Source organism: Acidovorax sp. Leaf73 (assembly GCF_916855635.1).
In the GTDB taxonomy this organism is placed as follows: domain Bacteria; phylum Pseudomonadota; class Gammaproteobacteria; order Burkholderiales; family Burkholderiaceae_C; genus Acidovorax; species Acidovorax facilis.
In genome coordinates this window covers 1-20352 of the sequence record NZ_CAKASI010000007.1, presented here as the reverse complement: position 1 = coordinate 20352, position 20352 = coordinate 1, and the positions used below count along the sequence as shown (strand labels likewise).

Annotated in this window: 22 protein-coding genes; 19 read left to right on the top strand and 3 right to left on the bottom strand. The window is 60.9% G+C overall.

Features of this window, described 5'->3' with window-relative positions; genetic code table 11:
• Window positions 1-8 precede the first annotated feature (8 nt).
• The 12 genes from fliG to fliR all read left to right on the top strand — a co-directional run bounded on the left by fliG (window position 9) and on the right by fliR (window position 9599).
• Entirely contained in the window at window positions 9-1004 is a 996-nt protein-coding gene (gene fliG / locus LPA35_RS21850; RefSeq protein ID WP_055398286.1) for a flagellar motor switch protein FliG, read from the top strand.
• Window positions 988-1719, top strand: coding sequence for a flagellar assembly protein FliH (locus tag LPA35_RS21845; RefSeq protein ID WP_228898932.1), 732 nt, complete (start codon window positions 988-990; stop codon window positions 1717-1719). Before fliG ends, LPA35_RS21845 begins: the two co-directional genes overlap by 17 nt.
• Window positions 1709-3103 (top strand): flagellar protein export ATPase FliI, encoded by a 1395-nt coding sequence (gene fliI, locus LPA35_RS21840; protein ID WP_121508460.1) that lies wholly within the window; start codon window positions 1709-1711, stop codon window positions 3101-3103. Before LPA35_RS21845 ends, fliI begins: the two co-directional genes overlap by 11 nt.
• A 19-nt stretch (window positions 3104-3122) precedes the next feature.
• Complete coding sequence (gene fliJ / locus LPA35_RS21835) at window positions 3123-3587, top strand: flagellar export protein FliJ (RefSeq protein WP_228898931.1); 465 nt, start codon at window positions 3123-3125, stop codon at window positions 3585-3587.
• Between the two features lie 2 nt (window positions 3588-3589).
• Window positions 3590-4945 carry a flagellar hook-length control protein FliK gene (locus LPA35_RS21830; protein WP_228898930.1) on the top strand — a complete coding sequence of 452 codons (1356 nt, stop codon included), beginning with the start codon at window positions 3590-3592 and terminating at the stop codon, window positions 4943-4945.
• A 372-nt stretch (window positions 4946-5317) separates the two neighbouring features.
• On the top strand, window positions 5318-5890 hold the full coding sequence (gene fliL / locus LPA35_RS21825; protein ID WP_228898928.1) for a flagellar basal body-associated protein FliL: 573 nt from the start codon (window positions 5318-5320) through the stop codon (window positions 5888-5890).
• 18 nt (window positions 5891-5908) lie between these two features.
• Entirely contained in the window at window positions 5909-6913 is a 1005-nt protein-coding gene (fliM, locus tag LPA35_RS21820) for a flagellar motor switch protein FliM (RefSeq protein WP_010466026.1), read from the top strand.
• The gene (gene fliN / locus LPA35_RS21815; protein ID WP_055398281.1) at window positions 6903-7340 is read left to right on the top strand and encodes a flagellar motor switch protein FliN; all 438 of its coding nucleotides are present in this window, start codon (window positions 6903-6905) and stop codon (window positions 7338-7340) included. The genes fliM and fliN overlap by 11 nt, the downstream gene beginning before the upstream one ends.
• Before the next feature lie 7 nt (window positions 7341-7347).
• Window positions 7348-7704: a flagellar biosynthetic protein FliO gene (locus tag LPA35_RS21810; RefSeq protein WP_228898927.1), complete on the top strand. Its 357-nt coding sequence runs from the start codon at window positions 7348-7350 to the stop codon at window positions 7702-7704.
• A gap of 55 nt (window positions 7705-7759) precedes the next feature.
• The gene (gene fliP, locus LPA35_RS21805) at window positions 7760-8467 is read left to right on the top strand and encodes a flagellar type III secretion system pore protein FliP (RefSeq protein WP_121422887.1); all 708 of its coding nucleotides are present in this window, start codon (window positions 7760-7762) and stop codon (window positions 8465-8467) included.
• Between the two features lie 11 nt (window positions 8468-8478).
• The gene (fliQ, locus tag LPA35_RS21800; RefSeq protein WP_015015801.1) at window positions 8479-8748 is read left to right on the top strand and encodes a flagellar biosynthesis protein FliQ; all 270 of its coding nucleotides are present in this window, start codon (window positions 8479-8481) and stop codon (window positions 8746-8748) included.
• 80 nt (window positions 8749-8828) lie between these two features.
• Window positions 8829-9599: a flagellar biosynthetic protein FliR gene (fliR, locus tag LPA35_RS21795; RefSeq protein ID WP_228898924.1), complete on the top strand. Its 771-nt coding sequence runs from the start codon at window positions 8829-8831 to the stop codon at window positions 9597-9599.
• Between the two features lie 24 nt (window positions 9600-9623).
• On the opposite strand, the gene LPA35_RS21790 is transcribed toward fliR, so the two are convergent.
• Together LPA35_RS21790 and LPA35_RS21785 are read right to left on the bottom strand one after the other, a co-directional pair.
• Entirely contained in the window at window positions 9624-10253 is a 630-nt protein-coding gene (locus LPA35_RS21790) for a response regulator transcription factor (protein ID WP_228898922.1), read from the bottom strand.
• Window positions 10250-11362 (bottom strand): ATP-binding protein, encoded by a 1113-nt coding sequence (locus LPA35_RS21785; protein WP_228898921.1) that lies wholly within the window; start codon window positions 11360-11362, stop codon window positions 10250-10252. The genes LPA35_RS21790 and LPA35_RS21785 overlap by 4 nt, the downstream gene beginning before the upstream one ends.
• Before the next feature lie 182 nt (window positions 11363-11544).
• On the opposite strand from LPA35_RS21785, the gene LPA35_RS21780 reads away from it, so the two are divergent.
• The 7 genes from LPA35_RS21780 (at window position 11545) to LPA35_RS21750 (ending at window position 18035) form a co-directional block, all read left to right on the top strand.
• Window positions 11545-11991, top strand: a complete 447-nt coding sequence (locus LPA35_RS21780; RefSeq protein ID WP_010466010.1) for a hypothetical protein — start codon at window positions 11545-11547, stop codon at window positions 11989-11991.
• 49 nt (window positions 11992-12040) lie between these two features.
• A complete protein-coding gene (locus LPA35_RS21775; protein ID WP_010466008.1) occupies window positions 12041-12403 on the top strand; it encodes a response regulator in 363 nt (120 codons plus the stop codon).
• Between the two features lie 40 nt (window positions 12404-12443).
• Window positions 12444-14597, top strand: a complete 2154-nt coding sequence (locus LPA35_RS21770; protein WP_228898920.1) for a chemotaxis protein CheW — start codon at window positions 12444-12446, stop codon at window positions 14595-14597.
• A 52-nt stretch (window positions 14598-14649) separates the two neighbouring features.
• A complete protein-coding gene (locus tag LPA35_RS21765) occupies window positions 14650-15138 on the top strand; it encodes a chemotaxis protein CheW (protein WP_010466005.1) in 489 nt (162 codons plus the stop codon).
• A gap of 101 nt (window positions 15139-15239) precedes the next feature.
• Window positions 15240-16145, top strand: coding sequence for a CheR family methyltransferase (locus LPA35_RS21760; RefSeq protein WP_121421273.1), 906 nt, complete (start codon window positions 15240-15242; stop codon window positions 16143-16145).
• A 27-nt stretch (window positions 16146-16172) separates the two neighbouring features.
• Window positions 16173-16922 (top strand): chemoreceptor glutamine deamidase CheD, encoded by a 750-nt coding sequence (cheD, locus tag LPA35_RS21755; RefSeq protein ID WP_055398273.1) that lies wholly within the window; start codon window positions 16173-16175, stop codon window positions 16920-16922.
• A gap of 15 nt (window positions 16923-16937) precedes the next feature.
• Window positions 16938-18035, top strand: coding sequence for a chemotaxis response regulator protein-glutamate methylesterase (locus LPA35_RS21750; RefSeq protein ID WP_055398272.1), 1098 nt, complete (start codon window positions 16938-16940; stop codon window positions 18033-18035).
• Between the two features lie 77 nt (window positions 18036-18112).
• Here LPA35_RS21750 and abc-f read toward each other — a convergent pair whose 3' ends face one another.
• Window positions 18113-20011, bottom strand: a complete 1899-nt coding sequence (abc-f, locus tag LPA35_RS21745) for a ribosomal protection-like ABC-F family protein (RefSeq protein ID WP_228898919.1) — start codon at window positions 20009-20011, stop codon at window positions 18113-18115.
• Window positions 20012-20352 lie beyond the last annotated feature (341 nt).

The following is a 20352-nucleotide window of genomic DNA, read 5'->3' as shown; positions in this document are numbered from 1 at the left end:
CGACGACCATGGACGACCAAGGACTCAACGACGCCGCCATCATGCTGATGTCCCTCGGCGAGGAAGAGGCTGCCGAAGTGTTCAAGCACTTCTCGCCCAAGGAAGTGCAGAAACTCGGCGAAACCATTGCGCGCATGCGCTCGGTGTCGCGCGAGAAAGTGGACGAGGTCATCAACAAGTTCTCCGGCGCCGCTGCTGCGCAGAGCCTGCTGGTGTCCGACACCGGTAATTACGTGCGCGCCGTGCTGCGCCGCGCGCTGGGCGACGACAAGGCGGGCCTGCTCATCGACCGCATCCTGCAGGGCGGCGACGTGTCGGGCATCGAGAGCCTCAAGTGGATGGACCCACTGTCGGTGGCTGAACTGCTGCGCAACGAACATCCCCAAATCGTTGCAGCCATCCTGGTGCACCTGGACAGCGACCAGGCGTCGGGCATCCTGATGCACCTCACTGACCGTCAGCGCAGTGAAATTTTGCTGCGCGTGGCCACGCTGGAAGGTATTCAGCCGACGGCGCTCAAGGACCTGAACGAGGTGCTGTTCAAGGTGCTGGCGGGTGGCGACAAGATCCGAAAGAGCTCGCTGGGTGGTGTCAAGGCTGCGGCCGAGATCATCAATCTGCTGGGTGGCAACATGGATGCCGTGGTGCTCGAATCCATCCGGGGTTACGACCCCGATCTGGCCCAGAAGATCATGGACAAGATGTTCGTGTTCGAAGACGTGCTCAAGCTCGACGACAAGGCGATCCAGACTGTGCTCAAGGAAGTGGCGTCCGAAACGCTCATCGTGGCACTCAAGGGAGCAGTGCCCGAGCTGCGCGAGAAGTTCCTGTCGAACATGTCCTCGCGTGCCTCCGAGGCATTGCGCGAAGACCTCGAATCGCGCGGCCCGATGCGGTTGTCCGAGGTCGAGGCTCAGCAGAAGGAAATCCTGAAGACCGTGCGTCGCTTGTCCGACGAGGGTCAAATCGTGATTGGATCCGGCGGTGATGATGCCTTCGTCTAGCCAGCGCTCTTATTCGCGCTTCATTCCCAGCGAGGAAGTGGGCGATTTCACGCAGTGGAAGTTTGGTGCGGTGGACGGCTCCGACCTGGTTGAGCCAGCGGAGCCCGAGCCTGTGGCGGAGATTCCGGCCGAAATTGATGAGGCTGCGCAGCAGGCACTGATTCAGCAGGCATGTGATGACGCCTATGCCGAGGGCTTTGCCCAGGGGCAGGCCCAAACGGCGCTGGAATGGCAGCGGCGCATGGACGAATACATTGCCCAGCAAGGACACGAAACGGCGCAGCGGCTGCAGAGCGTGGTGCAGACCCTCGATGCAAGCCTGATCGACATGCAGCAGCAGATGGCCCAGCAACTGCTGGAGCTGGCCTGTGACATTGCGCGCCAGGTGGTGCGCCAGGAACTGTCCGTCAACCCCAACGCCTTGCAGCCCGTGGTGAGGGAGGCGGTAGGCATGCTGGTGACCGAGGGGCGACCTGCCATGGTCCGCCTGAACCCTGCAGATATGGAGGCGATGGCCCAGCCTCTGCGCGAAGAAATCGATGCCCCCGGTGTGCAGTGGATGGCGGATGCTGCGGTGCCGCCGGGCGGCTGCCTGGTGGAATCAGCCGGTACGGCGGTGGACGGCAGCCTTGAAAAACGCTGGCAGCGGGCCATTGCCGCACTGGGGCTCCAGTCGCCATGGCAAGAGGAAGAAGAGGGCAGTGATGGCCGTTGAATCTCCTTCTGCCTGGACACGCCTGATGGATGACGCGCGTGCGCGCGTCGCTGAAGGCGCGCCGCTGGAGACGCGCGGCACGCTGACCCGGCTGACGGGCCTGGTGCTGGAGGCTGTGGGCATCCGCGTGCCCGTGGGCTCGCAGTGCATGGTCCAGATGCCGGGGCATGCCCCCGTGCTGGCAGAAGTGGTGGGTTTTTCTGCGGACCGCGCTTTTCTGATGCCTGCGGGAGATATCCACGGACTCTCCAGTGGTGCCAGTGTGGTGCCCGCTGCGCCCTACATCCCCATCCCCCGTCTCGGCGAGCCCGCGCGGGCCATCCAGCGTGCGGGTGTACTGCGCTTGCCGATGGGCGAAGGCCTGCTGGGCCGGGTGGTGGATGCGCAGGGACTGCCGCTGGACCATGGCGGGCCCGTGCAGGACGTGGTGTCTGAGCCCATGGGGCGCCGCCAGATCAATGCCATGGACCGGGACCCTGTGCGCGAATCGCTGGACACGGGCGTGCGCGCCATCAATGCCCTGCTTACCGTGGGGCGTGGGCAGCGCCTGGGTTTGTTTGCCGGTTCAGGGGTGGGCAAAAGCGTCTTGCTGGGCATGATGGCCCGCTACACACAGGCAGATGTGATCGTGGTGGGGCTTATTGGCGAGCGGGGGCGCGAGGTCAAGGAATTTGTGGAAGACATTTTGGGTGAGGATGGCCGTGCGCGATCGGTGGTGGTGGCAGCGCCTGCTGATGCACCGCCGCTCTTGCGCATGCAGGGGGCTGCGTATGCCACGGCGGTGGCCGAGCACTTTCGGGACAAGGGCAAGCATGTGCTGCTGCTTATGGATTCGCTCACCCGCTATGCCATGGCGCAGCGCGAAATTGCGCTGGCCATCGGTGAGCCTCCCGCCACCAAGGGCTATCCGCCCTCCTGCTTTGCCAAACTGCCGCAACTGGTGGAGCGCAGTGGCAACGGGCTGCATGGGGTTGGCTCGATCACGGCTTTCTACACGGTGCTGTCTGAGGGCGATGACCAGCAAGACCCGATCGCTGACGCGGCGCGTGCGATTCTGGATGGGCACATCGTGCTGTCGCGGGCGTTGGCCGAGACGGGGCATTTCCCCGCCATCGACATCGAGCAGTCTGCATCCCGCGTGATGCACAACGTGGTGTCGCGCGGGCATTTTGATCTGGCGCGACGCTTTCGGGCGGTGTATTCGCGCTACCAGAAGAGCCGGGATCTGGTGCAGGTCGGGGCGTACATGAGCGGCTCCGATCCTGCCCTGGACGAAGCCATTCGCCTGCAGCCGCAGATGGCCGCCTTCTTGCAGCAGGACATGTTCGAGGCCGCCTCGATGGACCAGAGCGTGGCGGGCATGGCAGCGGTGTTGGACCATTGAACACCTGGGGTAGTCAGTCATGTCCAGCCTGAACTCGCTCGCCGTCGCTGTGGAAGTCGCCTCCCGCAAGCGGGACGACGCGCGCCAGGCGCTGCAGGACATGTTGGCTGCGCAGCAGGCGGCGCGTGCCCAGCTCGACCAGCTGGAAGATTACGCCCGAGAGACCCAGGCGCGTTGGGGCATGAAGGCCGATACCACGATGAAGCCCGAGGTGATGTACCACCACTACCAGTTCATGGACCGCCTGGGCCACGCGGCGGGTGTCCAGCATGGTGTGGTGGGAGACCACGCCCATCGGGTGGAGGCCGCCAGGCGCGCCTTGCTGGAGGCGGAATTGCGTCTGGCAAGCCTGCGCAAGGTCATGGAAAAGCGGCGCCACGACCTGGAGTTGGCCGAAATGCGAAGAGATCAGAAACAAACCGATGAGCGGGCTGCGTTGCAGTACCGCAGTGCGATTCAGGGCTCTGAGGGCCGGGAGTATTGACCATGGAACCCACCAAAATTTCTTCTCCCCAGGGCACCCAGTCCGCCCATGCCGCTCGGCACCGCTCCACAGCGCAGACCCCGGACGCTAACGAACCGGGCGCTGGCGGCTTTCTGGCGCTGCTGGCAGCTTTGGGCGATGGGGCGATGGGCGGAGGCGATGGCGCTCCGCTGGATCTGGCGGCCTCCGGAGCCGCTCCTTCCGATGTGGCTTTGACGGACGCTGCAAAGGCGGCCATGGAGGCCTCGGCCATGGCTGGCTGGCAGGGTTTGCTGGTGCCCGGCGCTAATGTGCGGGTTGATGCTGCTGCGGCAGAGCGCGGGCAGGGCGGCAGCATTTTGAGTGCCGGAGCGCAGACCGGAGCGGTATTGGGGCTGGAAGCGCAGGGTGGTAGCGCCCAAGGGGGGCTGGCGTCCCTGGCGGGAATCCTTCCTGGAACGGACGGTCTTTCGCAAGGCATCGTGGCTGAAACAGCCAGGCTCGACACTTCGGCAGACTTGCAGGAAGGGCTCCCGCCGGTCGGCGGGATGGCGCAGGGTCGGATTTTCTCCCGCATGCAAAGTGCCTTGGCCCAGAAGGCAGATGCAGTGGAAATGTCTACAGGTCGCTCCCTCGGAGGAGGCGCTGCGCAGCAGTTGCCGGGCCATCAAGGCGTGGCCCTGGCTGCGGTGCAGATGGCCAGCGAGCGAATGGTGGGAATGCCAGTTGCTGGCGCATCTGATCGCAGTCCTGGGGGCATGGTGGACCCGGCGGGTGGCGCTGTGGTCGCCTCCGTTGCAGAGGGGTTGCTGTCTCCGGTAGCGTCCGCGCGAGGTGGGGAGGGTGCGGACGCTGGAGGCCGCTCTGGCGAGGGGCGTTCCAGCGCCGGGGCTTGGTTGGATAGCGGCAGCGGTTCTGCGCCGGTGGAGCCGGGCTCCCTGGATGGGGCCACGGTGTTTGCCGACCCCGCACAGGCAGGTGTTGAGGAGCAGGTCGCCGAGCAGGTGGCTTATTGGGTCAACCAGAAAACACAGAATGCGGAACTGACGCTCAACCGCGACGGGCAGCCGGTAGAGGTGTCGGTGTCACTGTCGGGCAATGAGGCCCACGTGACGTTCCGCAGCGACCAGCCGCAGACCCGTGAGCTGCTGGACCGCAGCATGGCGCAATTGAGTGAGCTGTTGCGCAGTGAGGGCCTCGTGCTGTCGGGCATGTCGGTTGGCACATCGGCGGGGCAACGTGACGATGCGGGTGGGGCTGAGCGGCAGGGCCAGCGCGATGGCGCTCGCCAGGCGAAGGTGGTCGCTGCAGCACCCACTGGCACGGCTTCACTGCTGCGCGGTGGCGCCCCGGATCGCGCAGTAGACGTCTTTGTGTGAGCCCGGCGGGCAGACGGGGCTACCCGCCTGCCGCCCGCTTCACCCCTTGGGTCAGGAAATCGCTCGGGCAGCGTCTTTACGCTGTTGCTGGCGGTACGCGAGTACCGTGTTGCTCCCTACCCCAGAGCACTTCTGATGGGTTGCTTTGCAGTGGTGGCTACTCCTGCATTCCATCAGGTCTTGCCGCTGCAGCGCGACCGAACTCTGTTCCGGTGCTTGCGTGCAGAGTCCATAGCGCAGTGAATGCCATGGTTTTGGGCTTTTATTCTGGCTATTATTGGTTGCAGCCCCGCCCAATAATGGGCCATCCGGTTTTGCTCGCCCATGGATTGCGCGGGCCCGGCCCGTCTCCCACCGCAAGGAATCCGCAACGTGTCAGCCAATACTCCCGCAGCGGCCCCGGCCAAAAGCAAGAAGATGCTCATCATCATCATCGGCGTTGTGGTGGCGGTGCTGGTGATTGGTGGCGGCGCGGCGGCTTGGTTCATTTCCAGCCGCTCCCATGCCGACGAAGAAGATGGGGCAGCACCAGTCCGCAAGGAGGCGCCCAAGGTGGCTCCCACGTTCCTGCCCATGGAGAACATGGTGGTGAACCTGGCAGACCCTGGCGGTGACCGGTTTGCCCAGATTGGTATCACCCTGGAGTTGGAAGATGCCAAGACAGCAGAGCAGGTGAAGCTGTATTTGCCCTCCATACGCAGTGGCATCCTGATGCTGGTTTCCCAGCGGACTTCCACTGAACTGCTGCAGCGGGAAGGCAAGGAAAAGCTGGCTGCAGACATCCTGCGGGAAGTCTCCCGCCCCCTGGGTTACACGGTTCCTACGGAGCGTGCACGGCCTGCGGCGGCCGACAAGGAAGAGGATGCGGAGGACCGGCCTTCGCGTCGGCGCACAGAGCGCAACCCGGTGCACCGTGTGCTTTTTTCCAGCTTCATCATCCAATGACCCGGGCGAGGACCAGTCATGAGTGATTCATTTCTTTCCCAGGAAGAAGTTGATGCCCTTCTTGAAGGGGTTACTGGTGAGAGCCAGAAGTCGGTCGAGGAGGTCGCGGAGGCGGGCTCCGTACGCAACTACGACATTTCCAGCCAGGAGCGCATCGTCCGCGGGCGTATGCCGACGATGGAAATCGTCAACGAGCGGTTTGCACGCAACTTCCGCATCGGGCTCTTCAATTTCATCCGCCGCAGTCCTGAAATTTCGGTGGGCACGGTATCCGTGCAGCGTTACAGCGCCTTTCTGCGCGAGCTGGCGGTACCCACGAACTTCAACATTGTGGCCATCCGTCCGCTGCGCGGCAGCGGACTGATCGTGTGCGAGCCCTCGCTGGTTTTCGGCATCATCGACACGCTGTACGGCGGCGTGGGCAAGTTCCAGACACGGATTGAAGGTCGGGATTTTTCGCCCACGGAGCAACGGGTCATCAACCGCCTGGTGGACGTGATCTGTGCTGAATACAAAAAGGCCTGGCAGGGCATTTACCCGCTGGAGCTGGAGTACCAGCGGTCTGAGATGCAGCCGCAGTTTGCCAACATTGCCACCCCCAGCGAAATCGTCGTATCCACGGCGTTTCAGCTGGAAATCGGGGACCTTTCGGGCGCCATCCACATCTGCATGCCCTACGCGACGCTGGAGCCGATCCGTGACGTGTTGTATTCGTCCACCCAGGGCGACTCCATTGAAGTGGATCGCCGCTGGGTCCGCGTGCTGACCCGGGAAATCCAGGCAGCCGAAGTGACCCTGGTGGCCGAGTTGGCACGCGCCGATGCCACCGTGGAGCAGTTGCTGGCCATGAAGCCTGGCGATTTCATCGAGCTGGACCGAGAACCCCGCATTCGCGCATCGATTGGTGGGGTCCCCATTTTTGAGTGCCAGTACGGAACGCACAATTCCAAGTACGCCATTCGTATCGAAGAATGCCTGCGCAATGCCGACATGAGCTGGCTGGGAGAAAAAGATGTCAACTGAAGAAGATAACAAGGATGCTGGCGCGGACGACCCGTTTGCGGGTTGGGCCGAGGCACTTGAAGAACAAAAGCGCACCGACGACAAGCCGGGCGACGGGGAGCAGGGTGGCCCGTTGTCTGGTGAGCCTGTACGCCCTTTCTCCGGTGGTGGCGATGGCACGGTCAACGACATCAATATGGTGCTGGACATACCCGTCCAGTTATCGGTGGAGCTTGGCCGCACAAAGGTACCCATCAAGTACATCCTTCAGCTCGCGCAAGGCTCGGTCGTGGAGCTCGATGCACTCGCGGGTGAGCCGATGGACGTTCTGGTCAATGGCTATCTCATTGCCCAGGGCGAGGTGGTGGTTGTAAATGACAAGTTTGGTATTCGCCTCACGGACGTGGTGACGCCTTCCGAGCGTTTGCGGCGGGTCAGTCGTGGATAGTGGCAGCATGACCCAGACGCTGGTCGTGGTCGTCCTTTTTGTGGGGGCCATGGCTCTACTGCCCTGGCTTGTCCGCCGGTTGCAGCAGCGGCAGGCTGCAGGCAGCGCTGGTGTGGGTGCCGCGTCCCGGGTACTGTCCGCAGTGGCTGTCGGCCCCCATCAGCGCGTGGTGACGGTGGAAGTCGGGCCCGAGCATGCGCGAACCTGGCTGGTGCTGGGCGTTACCGCTCAGCAAGTGAGCTGTCTGCATGTGTTCCCTGCTGGCCCGTCAGCCGCCCCCCATTCGGCACCCAGAACGGAGCCTTCTTTCGCGCAGGTAGTCGCGTCCGCCGTGAATGCCCCAGGAAGCACCGCCAATGGCTGATGTATCGCTCACCCGTCGCGTGGCGCTGCTGGGAGCGGTCGCTTCTGTGGGGCTCATGGGGCATGATCTGGCCTTCGCGCAGGCGTCTGCCGGGTCCCTGCCGCTGGTGGTGGGGAGCGGTCCGTCTGGCAACAGTTACTCGGTGCCTATTCAGACACTGTTGTTCTTCACGGCGCTGTCCTTCTTGCCAGCGGTGTTGCTCATGATGACGGGCTTTACCCGGATCGTGATTGTTTTGTCGCTGTTGCGCCAGGCGCTGGGCACCCAGTCCGCGCCGCCCAACCAGGTCATCATCGGGCTGTCGCTGTTTCTCACTTTTTTTGTCATGGGGCCTACCCTGGACCGTGTGTACCAGGATGCCTATGTGCCTTACACCAATAACACCATCAGTTTTGAACAGGCTCTGGAAAAGGCCGAAGCGCCGATGCGCAGTTTCATGCTCAAGCAGACCCGGCAGTCTGACTTTGCCCTGTTTTCCCGCTTGGCGCGACTGGATTCCAGTGTGACCGCAGAAACTGCACCCCTCAGGGTGCTTGTGCCTGCATTTGTCACCAGTGAGCTGAAATCGGCGTTTCAGATCGGGTTCATGATCTTCATTCCGTTTCTGGTGATCGACATGGTGGTGTCGAGCATCCTCATGTCTTTGGGCATGATGATGTTGTCTCCGGTGCTGGTGGCATTGCCGTTCAAGCTCATGCTGTTTGTGCTTGCGGACGGCTGGAACCTGCTGATCGGCTCGCTGGCTGCCAGTTTTGTACCCTGAAGGAGCTGCCAATGACTTCACAAATGGTGCTGACCATCGGGCGTGACGCGCTGACATTGCTTCTGATGATTTCGATGCCCGTGCTCGGGGTCGTCATGGCGGTGGGATTGCTCGTGAGCATTTTTCAGGCCGTAACCCAGATCCACGAAGCGACGCTTGCGTTTGTTCCCAAGCTGATTGCTGCGATGGTGGTTTTTGCCATTGCAGGCCCCTGGATGCTCAGCACCCTGGTGGACTTTATCCGCCGGACCATCGAATCGATTCCTTCGATGATTGGCTAGCCCGGTGAGAGGGCGAGCTATGGGTTTTTTCCTGAAGCCGGGTCCTCCAGACGCCCGCTTCAAAGCCCGTTGAGGATCGTGTGATCACTTTCACCGAGGCTCAGCTGATGGCTTGGCTTTCGCCCATTCTGTGGCCCTTTTTGCGCGTGCTGGCCGTGTTCTCGGTCGCGCCGGTGTTCTCCATGCGCACAGTTCCCATGCGCGTCAAAATTGGACTGGCGTTTCTGGTGGCACTGTGCGCGCAGGGTGTGCTGGGTGATCAGCCGGTCATCAGCGTCAATGGTCGTGAGGCGTTTGGTGCTGTTGCTCAGCAGGTGGCCGTGGGCCTTGCGATCGGTTTCTCTGTCCGGCTGGTGTTTGCGGCCGTGGAACTGGCGGGTGAAATCATCGGTTTGCAGATGGGCTTGAATTTCGCGTCGTTCTTTGACCCGTCGTCCAATGCGCAGATCAGCGCCGTTGCGCGGTTTTTTGGGCATATGGCCATGCTGCTTTTTGTGGTCATCAATGGTCACTTGCTGATCCTGATGGCCGTGGTGAAAAGCTTTGACCGCTTTCCTGTCGATGGAAACTTTTTGCATGCGCTCGGGCAGATGCGCCTTTATGAACTGGGCTCGTCGCTGTTCGCCAGCGCGCTCTGGATCGCTCTGCCGATGATTGCGCTGTTGCTGTTTGTCAATTTGACGCTGGGCATCATTTCCCGCGTGGCACCACAAATGAATATCTATGCGGTCGGTTTCCCCGTGACGTTGACGGTAGGCATGCTGGGTATTGTGGCCACACTGCCGCTACTGGAGCAACCCGTGCTCGCGCTCATGCAGCAGGCAGTCGATCTGTTTGCTGCTCAGCGGTAGTCATAGGTGGCGCTGGGGGCAGGTTCAGACCAGCTGGTTTCGGATGGCGTAGACGGTAAGCTCCGCATTGTTGGACAGCTTGAGCTTTTCCAGCACCCGTGAACGGTAGACACTCACTGTCTTTGGACTCAGCATCAGCTCTTCTGCAATGTCCGACAGCCTGCGTCCGGACGCGATTTTGACCAGCGTTTGCAGCTCCCGCTCCGACAAGGCCGTGTGTGGCGCTTCCGGCGTAGGCTGTGCCAGGCTGTCCGCGAGCATCTGCGCCACTTCTGCCGTGAGGTACTTGCGTCCCTGCATGACGGTCCGCACGGCAGCAATCAGCTCGACCGGGTCCCCTGCCTTGTTGGCATATCCTTGCGCGCCAGCTTTCAGGCAGCGCAGGGCGTACTGATCTTCTGGATACATCGAGACCACCAGCACCTTGATGGCGGAATGGGTTTCGCGCAAGCTGGTGAGCACCTCCAAGCCGCTGCGGCCCGGCATATTCAAGTCCAGCAGCAATACGTCGCAGGCGGCGGAGCGCAAGACCTCGCGCAACTCGGAATACCCTCCGGCCTCGCCGGTTACCTGGATGTCGGGCGCCTCGGCCAGCGTATCGCGTATTCCGCGCCGCAAGACGGCGTGGTCATCGCACAGGACCACATGAATCACTGCGCATCTCCTGGAGCTGGTGGTGTTGGGTGCGATGTTAGCGGTATGGACAGGATCACGGACGTGCCTTGGCCGGGCCGACTGCTGATGTCCAGCCATCCCCCCACGGTACGGGCACGCTCATGCAGGCCTTTGAGCCCAAAGGCTTTTGGTTTTTCGAGCATGCAGGGGTCAATGCCTTGCCCATCGTCAGTCACTTCCAATGTCAGGACATCCTCTTTGTCGGAGAGGTCAATGTGCACTGCACGGGGATGTGCGTGTTTGGAGATGTTGGTCAGCGCCTCCTGCGCTGTGCGATAGGCAACCAGCTGAATATCTGCGGTGGCCCGGATAGATTCGCTGCTGCTGATAACCCGGGCGGGAATGCCCGAGCGACGCTCAAATCCGGCGGCAAGCCATTGCACCGCTGCCACCAGTCCCTGTTCAAGAATCGGGGGGCGCAGGTTCATCATGATGCGTTGGCTTGCTCCAATGGCATGCTGCAGCATCTCTGCCGCTGAGGCTGCATGCTCTTGCATCTCCGTATTGGTGCTATGGCGTCCGATCCATGCCACATCGAACCTGACGGCGGTCAGTGCGCCGCCGATATCGTCATGGATCTCGCGGGCAATGGACGCACGTTCCTGCTCGATCGAGGTTTGCAGATGTTCCGTCAGGTCAGCCAGTCGGCGCTCCGAGGCTTCCAGTTGCGAGACAGCCAGTTCGCGCGCCTGACGGGCTTCATGAACCTCCAGGGCGCGTGCAATGACATGCGGCAGCCGCTGAAGGTCGTCTTTAAGCAGGTAATCGGCAATGCCCAGGCGGATCGCATCTACAGCTGCTGCCTCGCCGATGGCTCCCGACAGAAGGATAAAGGGGGGGTGTTGCGGCTTTTGCACCACATGTGCCCACGCGTCCAATGCCGTGAAGCCGGGCAGCCGGTAATCTGCCAAGATGATGTCGAACGGCTGGATATCTGTGAGCCGCTGGAATTCGGAGAGCGAATCCACCCGATGGAGGTGGCAGTGGAGACCGGAGCGCCGCAGGGTCAATGCGGTCAACTCATGATCTGCCAGTGAATCTTCAAGATGCAGGATGTTGAGGGTCTGGTCTGATGCTATGGTGACCATAGGAGCGCTATCATAGGATACAAATTGGAACAAACAAGGGTGTTTGTCCGATTGGGATGGTTTCAGCGTCAGCGTCCAATGGGCGCTGACACCACGGTGCACACGGGCTTGGGGCCACTGTGCGGGTGTCGTAGTTCTGTGTTTTTGCGTGCTTTGCTGCTGCGTGCCGCGATGGAGAAACGATGCAATCTACGCTAACAACGTCTGGAGGACCTGCTGTCCAGGTTCCCGTCATGGTGGCGGCAGAACTGCAGGATTCGTTGCTGGTCGTTATGCATGACCTGCATCGCCTGGAAGGACTGCTCAACCATGCTACCGATAACCTGCTGGAACGCTTTGGGGAGGCAAACGCGGTGCTGACGGATGCTGCCGTTGCAGATTCCCCGGAGCTGGTGGCTGCCCGCGCTGCGCTGCGCAGTGCAGTGACTGAGTTGCAGTTCCAGGATATGGCGTCCCAGCTGATATGGCACACGACCAAGGTGCTTCAAGGATGCGCGTTCCGTTTGGCTTCCGAAGCCATGGGCAATGAAGATGGCGAAGAAGCAGCGCCCTTTGCGGAGATGGCGCCCGACCGGCCTAACCCTGTCACGCAGAGCGAGATGGATGCCGGTTCGGTGGACCTGTTCTGATCTTTACATCACTGGTTAACCTATATATTTAAGTCAGTTGGAGCCTTACATGCAATCGATCCTTGCCGTAGATGATTCACCGTCCATGCGGAAAATGGTGTCGTTCACTCTGACGGGTGCCGGCTATCACGTCGTGGAGGCGGTGGATGGGCAGGATGCCCTGGAAAAGGCCGAGAGCCACAATATTGATCTTGTGCTGGCTGACCAGAACATGCCCCGGCTTGACGGGATCGGGCTCACTCGGAAACTGCGTGAGAACCCTAAGTTCAAGACCATTCCCATTCTGATCCTCACCACCGAGTCCAGTGATCAGATGAAGCAGGCGGGACGTACTGCTGGCGCGACCGGCTGGTTGGTCAAGCCCTTCGATCCCAATCGCCTGATTGAAGTTATCCAGAAAGTGATCCGCTGAGTCGGGTTGTCCGGGATCACCAAGTACACAGGAGCCCATGATGGCGGAAACTTACCAAGAAGGATCGGGTGCAGGTGCTGACTTCGACCTGAGCCAGTTTTATCAGATCTTTTTCGAGGAAGCGGGCGAAAACCTGGACCAGATGGAGCAGATGCTTCTGGATCTGGATTTGAGTAGCGCCAATGACGAAGAACTCAATGGCATCTTCCGGTGCGCCCATTCCATCAAGGGTGGTTCAGCCACTTTTGGATTCTCGGATGTTGCGGAGTTGACCCACCAGATGGAGTCTCTCCTGGACCGCTTGCGCCGCCACGAGCTCCAGCCGATTCCGCAGATGGTGGATGTGCTCCTCGAATCTGCCGACGCCTCACGGAGCCTGCTGGCCCGCCACCAAGCAGGTGGGCAGGGCGAAGCTGTTTCCACCACCTCACTGGTGCGTCGCATTAGTGAACTTGCTGCAGGGCTGGTCCCCGGGGATGCCCCTGCTGTCGCTCCGCCCCCGCCGCCAGCCGCACCTGCTCCAACTCCAGCTCCACAGGCTGCAGCACCAGCGCCAGCACTGAAGGTAGTGACACCGTCGGTAGCCGGACAGGCGCGGACCCTGGAGATTCAGATTGGGCCCTTGGATCGACTGGAGCAGGCGGATGCCATCAAGGAGCTTTTTCGGGATATCCCGGGCCTCGGGGCGATCCGTGACATAGAAAGTCCACAGGCCAATACGCGGAGTTTCGCGGTGGAAACCACCTCCACCAATGACGATCTGCTCGACCTGTTTGCCTTTCATGTGGCCAAGGAACAGGTGCTGATCCGTGAAGCTGCGGCGCCAGCGTCCGGCGCTGCCGCCGACGAGGATGAAGAAACGGTCCTTGCTGCTGGCGCCGCTGGGGGTGAGGCCTACGGTTTCTTCAGCGAAGCGCCTGGCGCCCCACGTGCGGATGCACCTCACGCAGCGCAGGCCCCAACCCAAGCTGTGAAGGTTGCTGCAGCCCCCAAGGCCAGCGAGCCGAAGGTTGCCATGCAGGCGCAGATGGAGTCCACGACCATTCGGGTCGATGTGAAAAAGGTCGACCAGCTCATCAATCTGGTGGGCGAACTGGTGATCACCCAGGCGATGCTGGCGCAAAACAGCCGGGGCCTGGATGCTGGTGCGTACCAGCAGTTGCTGGCAGGGCTGGCTGACCTGGATCGCAATACCCGCGATCTTCAGGAGTCGGTCATGTCGATCCGCATGATTCCGATGTCCATTGTCTTCAGCCGTTTCCCCCGCATGCTCCGGGACCTGGCCAACAAGCTGGGCAAGAAGGTGGAACTGGTGACGCTGGGCGAAGCCACCGAACTGGACAAGGGGCTGGTGGAAAAGATCACCGATCCGCTGACTCACTTGGTGCGCAACAGTTGCGACCACGGTATTGAGATGCCCGCAGACCGATTGGCCAAGGGCAAATCCGAGCATGGGACCATCACGTTGTCTGCCTCTCACCAAGGCGGCTCGATCGTGATTGAGGTACGCGACGATGGCCGTGGGCTCTCGCGCGAGAAGATTCTCAGCAAGGCCCAAGAGCGTGGCATTGAAGTGTCCGAGCAGATGAGCGACGCGGAGGTCTGGCAATTGATTTTCGCGCCCGGCTTCTCCACAGCTGACGAGGTGACGGATGTGTCCGGGCGTGGCGTGGGAATGGATGTGGTCAAGCGCAACATCGCCGCACTCAATGGTTCGGTCGAAATCGATTCCGCTGAAGGCTACGGAATGAAGGTTTCTGTGCGCCTGCCACTGACGCTGGCCATCATGGATGGCATGTCCGTGGGGGTGAGTGATGAGGTCTACATTCTTCCGCTGTCTTCGGTGGTGGAGTCCTTCCAGGTCAATGCAGACGATGTGAGCACCGTGGCCCAAGGTTCGCAACTGGTGAAAGTGCGCGATGAATACATGCCGGTGATTGCGCTGGAGAAAATTTTCCAGGTGCCGCGTTTCGATCCCAACAAATCCAGCAACATCATGGTGGTGGTCGAGGCGGATGGCAGCCGTGTGGCGCTGTTGGTCGATGAGCTGCTGGGCCAACACCAGGTGGTGGTCAAGAACCTGGAGTCGAACTACCGCAAGGTTCCCAACGTATCGGGGGCCACCATCTTGGGTGACGGCACGGTCGCACTCATTCTGGACACAGGCGGCTTGGTGCGCAGGGCGCGCCACTAGATTCAAGCGGCCGTTCCCAGGGGCACGGCGCTGTCACGAAAGGAGAAGCACCATGAGTGTGATGGGTAAAACAGCAGAGGCGGTGCCAACGGGCACCCGTGAATATCTGACTTTCCGTCTCGACCAGGAAGAGTACGGTATCGACATCCTGAAGGTGCAGGAGATACGTGGCTATGAGCCACCTACACGGATCGCGAACGCCCCTAACTTCATCAAGGGTGTCGTCAATTTGCGCGGCACCATCGTGCCCATCGTTGACATGCGGCTCAAGTTCAACTGCGCGCAAGCCGACTACAACAGCTTCACGGTGGTCATCATTCTGAACCTTCGCAATCGGGTGGTCGGAATCGTGGTGGACTCCGTCAGCGATGTGATGGAGCTGACACCTGAGAGCATCCGTTCGGCGCCTGATATCGAAAGCGCCATCGACAACAGCTGCATCCTGGGGCTGGGGTCGGTGGGGGAGCGGATGCTGATTTTGCTGGACATCGAGAAACTCATGTCCGGCGTAGACATGGGGCTGGTGACTGCCAACGAGTAGGACTCCTCCGTCACCAACGTGGTGGACCCGGCACCTGCCAGATTTCAGGTGTGGCTTGCAGATCTCTAGGAGCGAACAGGATTTCCCGTCGGATGATCAATATGGCCCAACCCACCAGTGCCTCTTCAACAGCCCGGCCTCCCGTTGGCAGGGCGGATCCAGCGTTTGCCGCTGCTGCAGCGCCGTCGGGGCCGCTGGCTCAAGGGCGTGAATTCGTCTGGACCAATGCAGATTTTGCGCGGGTGCAGGCCTTGATCTATCAACGGGCCGGGATCAGCTTGCACGATGGCAAGCACGCCATGGTGTATAGCCGCCTTTCACGCCGCTTGCGGGACACGGGCCACAGCAGCTTTCACGACTATCTGGGATGGCTGGAGACGCACGACGGGCCGGAGTGGCAGGAGTTCATCAATGCCCTGACCACCAACCTCACTGCGTTCTTCCGCGAGCAGCACCACTTTGAGATTTTTGCTTCGCACCTGCGGAGCAAGCCGTCTGCCAGCTGGAAGGTTTGGTGCAATGCGGCATCCACCGGAGAAGAGCCTTATTCCATTGTCATGACCGCATTCGAGGCGCTGGGAGCCAACGCTTCTTTCAAGCTGACTGCCAGTGACATTGATTCCCGCGTGCTGGCGACGGCGGCGCAAGGGGTGTACCGCCTTGACAGTCTCAAGGGGCTGAGCCCGGAGCGCCTGCAAAAGTTTTTTCTGCGGGGAAAGGGTGGCAACCTGGGGATGGTGCGGGCCAAGCCGGAGTTGCGCCGCGCGATTGACTTTATGAGCGTGAACCTCATCCGGGATGACTGGCCGTTCAAAGAGCCCTTCGATGTGGTTTTCTGCCGCAATGTGATGATCTACTTTGACGCCGCCACGCAGCGACGCGTGCTGGAAAGGATTCACCGGGTCCTGAAACCCGGGGGCATGCTGTTTGTGGGGCATGCCGAAAACTTTAGCGAGTCCAGAGACCTGTTTACGCTGCGTGGCAAGACCGTGTACGAGCGTCGCTGACCTGCCATGTTGCCTCGCACCTAGCCCATGACCAATATTCCATCAGGATCCTCTCTTTCTCCGGCCGCCGCCTCTTCTGGCGCGTCCGAGCGGCGCCGTGCCCCTCGCATTGCGCCGTTGAGTGCGGACATCTACTCTGCGGGGGCAGGTCCTGCAAGGGAATCATCGCTGCAAGATCTCAAAGCGCGCAGCCGCAAGCCTGGGGAGGCATCCTTTTTCTACCTGGACCATCATTTCCAGCACAACGCTGTGAAGGTGCTTCCTGGTGAGTATTTCGTGGGCGACGAGAACATGATCATCATGACCGTGTTGGGGTCGTGTATTGCCGCCTGCTTGTGGGACAGCCGCGCGCATGTGGGAGGGATGAACCATTTCATGCTGCCCGATGGTGACGTGGCGGATGCGTCGGGCCGCTATGGTTCGTACGCGATGGAATTGCTGATCAACGAGATGCTCAAGCTGGGCGCCCGGCGCGAGACCATGCAGGCCAAGATATTTGGCGGTGCGCAGGTCATGCACAACTTCACGACCATGAACGTCGGTGAGCGCAACACCAATTTTGTTTTGAACTACCTGCACACGGAGCGGATTCCCATCGTCTCCGAGGATGTATTGGATATTTATCCGCGCAAGGTGGTTTTTTTCCCCATCACGGGGAAGGCCATGGTCAAGCGATTGGCACACGCACATCCCGAAACCCTGGTGGCCCAGGAAGTGCGTGGCAATGCAGCTACTGTGGCAAAGACTACCTCGGGCGGTTCTGTCGATCTGTTTTGAGGAAGGCGTGAGTTAATGAGCAGGAAAATCCGGGTGATCGTGGTGGACGATTCGGCGCTGGTCCGTAGTCTGCTGTCCGAGATCATCAACCGGCAGCGGGACATGGAGTGCATTGGCACGGCCAACGATCCCTTGGTGGCACGCGAGATGATCCGCGAGCTCAATCCTGATGTCATCACACTGGATGTTGAGATGCCCCGGATGGATGGCATCGATTTTCTGGGGCGTCTGATGCGCTTGCGCCCGATGCCTGTGGTGATGATTTCCACGCTGACGGAGCGGGGCGCCGAGGTGACCATGAAAGCGCTCGAACTGGGTGCCGTCGATTTTGTGGCCAAGCCCCGGGTGGGGCTGGCCAGCGGCCTCAATGATCTCGCTGCGCAGATCGTGGACAAGATCCGTGTGGCTGCGGTCGCCCAGGTCCGCCGTGCACCCGTGCGTGACGCTGCGCCAGCAGGGGGCGGCGCCGGGGCTGCTGTTGCGCCCCCAGCCTCGGCTCTCCTGGGCCGTCTGTCCACCGAAAAGCTGATCTGCATTGGTGCTTCCACAGGGGGGACGGAGGCTATCAAGGAGGTGCTGGTGCAAATGCCTGCGGATTCGCCCGCGATTGTCATTACCCAGCACATGCCTCCAGGGTTCACCACCAGCTTTGCTGCCCGCTTGAATGGTTTGTGCCAGATTACGGTCAAAGAGGCGGTCAATGGCGAGCGCATATTGCCTGGCCATGCCTACATCGCGCCGGGTGGCACCCAGTTCCATGTAGCACGTAGTGGTGCCAACTATGTGGCGGTGGTGGATGATGGTCCGCCCGTGAATCGTCACAAGCCCTCGGTGGAAGTGCTGTTCAAATCTGCCGCCGCAGTGGTTGGACGCAACGCCTTCGGCATCATGCTCACTGGAATGGGTAATGATGGAGCGGCTGCGATGCGCGAAATGAAGGACGCCGGCAGCTACAACTATGTGCAGGATGAGGCGACCTGTATTGTCTTTGGCATGCCGCGTGAGGCCATTGCCCATGGCGCTGCTGATGAGGTTCTGCCGCTGGGGCAGATCGCGCCTGCGCTGATCACCCGTCTGCGCGGCGCTACGGATCGGCTGCACCACCGCATCTGATGGAATAACGCGGCCCTTGAGCGCTGCAGGCTGGATGGTTTCCTGCGGGCCGCGCTATGTTCCTCGACCGGCTAACGCTATGCGGACAGGGCTGTCCAGCGCTCCAGTGCGGCCATCAACTCGTCTTCGATCGCGCCCGCCCTCGCGGTCATGACTGCTGCCCGCGCCGGATCGGTGCTGTAGAGGGTCCCATCTGCCAGTGCCTCTTGGAGCGCCTGCTGTTCGGATTCCAGGCTGGCGATCTGCGCCGGGAGCTGATCCAGTTCGCGCTGCTCCTTGTAGCTAAGCTTCTTTTTTGATAGCTGTTCGGGCTTTCTGGATAAGCGCTGATCGGCATTTTGACTCAAAATTTCCGCATCAACCTTTTTGGTGGCGGGTGCTGAAGCGTTGAGAGCCCTGCTGCGCTTGGATTGCAGCAGCCAGTCCTGCACGCCGCCTTCGTACTCTCGCCACAGTCCATCGCCTTCAAATGCGATGGTACTGGTGACGACGTTGTCGAGAAATGTCCGGTCGTGGCTGACGAGGAAGACCGTACCTTCATAGTTCTCCAGCAGCTCTTCTAGGAGATCCAGCGTGTCGATGTCCAGATCATTGGTGGGTTCATCCAGCACCAGGACGTTGGCAGGACGGGCGAACAGCCGCGCCAACAGCAAGCGGTTACGTTCCCCACCCGATAGCGAGCGAACCGGAGAGTGCGCGCGGGCCGGAGAGAACAGGAAATCGCTCAGATAGCTTTTCACGTGTTTGCGCTGGTTGCCAATCTCGATCCATTCGCTGCCCGGGCTGATGAAGTCTTCCAGCGTGGCATCCAGATTGACCGCGTGGCGCATCTGGTCGAAATACGCAACTTGCAGGTTGGCTCCCTGGCGGATGGTGCCCTCGTCAGGCGCGAGCTCGCCAAGGATCATCTTGAGGAGCGTGGTCTTGCCTGCACCATTGGGGCCAATCAGTCCCACCTTGTCGCCGCGCAGGATGGTCCCCGTGAAGTTGCGAACAATGGTCTTGTCGCCGAACGATTTGCCCACCCCGGTCAGTTCAGCGACGATCTTGCCCTGGTAGCCATTGGAACCACCTGTTGCCACATCCATGCGAACGCTGCCGACCACCTCGCGACGTGCTTCGCGGCGCGCACGCAAATGCTCCAGGCGGCTGATGCGGCTCTGGCTGCGGGTACGGCGTGCTTCGACGCCACGGCGTATCCAGACCTCTTCCTGTGCCAAAAGCTTGTCGGCCTTGGCCGAGATGACAGCCTCCTGCGCCAGCTGTTCTTCTTTCTGTATCTGGTACTGCGCGAAGTTTCCGGGGTAAGACCGGAGCTGGCCTCGGTCGAGTTCCACAATGCGCGTGGCGACCCGGTCCAGGAACGATCGATCATGGGTGATGGTGACAACGCTGCCGGGAAAATCGAGCAGAAGGTCCTCCAGCCATTCAATCGAATCAAGATCCAGATGGTTGGTCGGTTCATCCAGCAACAGTACGTCTGGGCGTGCCACCAAGGCCTGTGCCAAGGCCACGCGTTTTTTGGTTCCGCCCGACAGCGTGCCGACCACCGCGTCTGGATCAAGGTGCAGCCGCTGCAGGGTTTCCTCCACCCGCTGCTCCCAGTTCCAGGCGTCGTACGCTTCAATCTCCGACTGCAATGCATCCAGGTCCAGTCCTTCCGCACCCGACAGGTACTGGTCGCGGATAGCGATGACCCTCTGCAATCCTTCGGATGCCGCCTTGAAGATGGTGGCGGCAGCGTCCAGGGAAGGTTCCTGGGCCACAAATGCAATCCGCACTCCTTGCTGTACCTGGAGCGAGCCGTCGTCTGGTTTTGCCAGGCCTCCAAGAATTTTGAGAAGCGAGGATTTGCCTGCGCCATTGCGGCCGATCAGGCCGACACGTTCCGCAGTCTCCAGAGAAAAGCCAGCGTGGTCCAGCAATGCAACATGCCCAAATGCGAGTTGGGCGTCCAGTAAGGTGATAAGTGCCATAAGAGCAAGATTATCGGGGCGGGGCCCTATAAGCCTTTTGGGGATCTTCGGCGCTGCTTCAGTGGGCTCGTCTCTTCACATGGGTAGTGCTGTGCATGTGACATGCGCTTGCAGCACTGTGTGTATGTGCCTGTTGCTCCGTCCGCGCTCCGGTAGAACCCAGATATCGAATGAGTCGGGCGCTCTTGCCGCCCAAGAGTGGCGGCAAGAGCGCCTGCCCAGTAGTCTTGCGAATTTTCGTCCCCATCTCTTTCCAGTCTCTCTAAATTAGTGCTATAGTCGAGGGCTTCGCTACTGAGGCGGTTCTGCAGAAATGTGGTGACGCTGAAGATGTGGGTGGT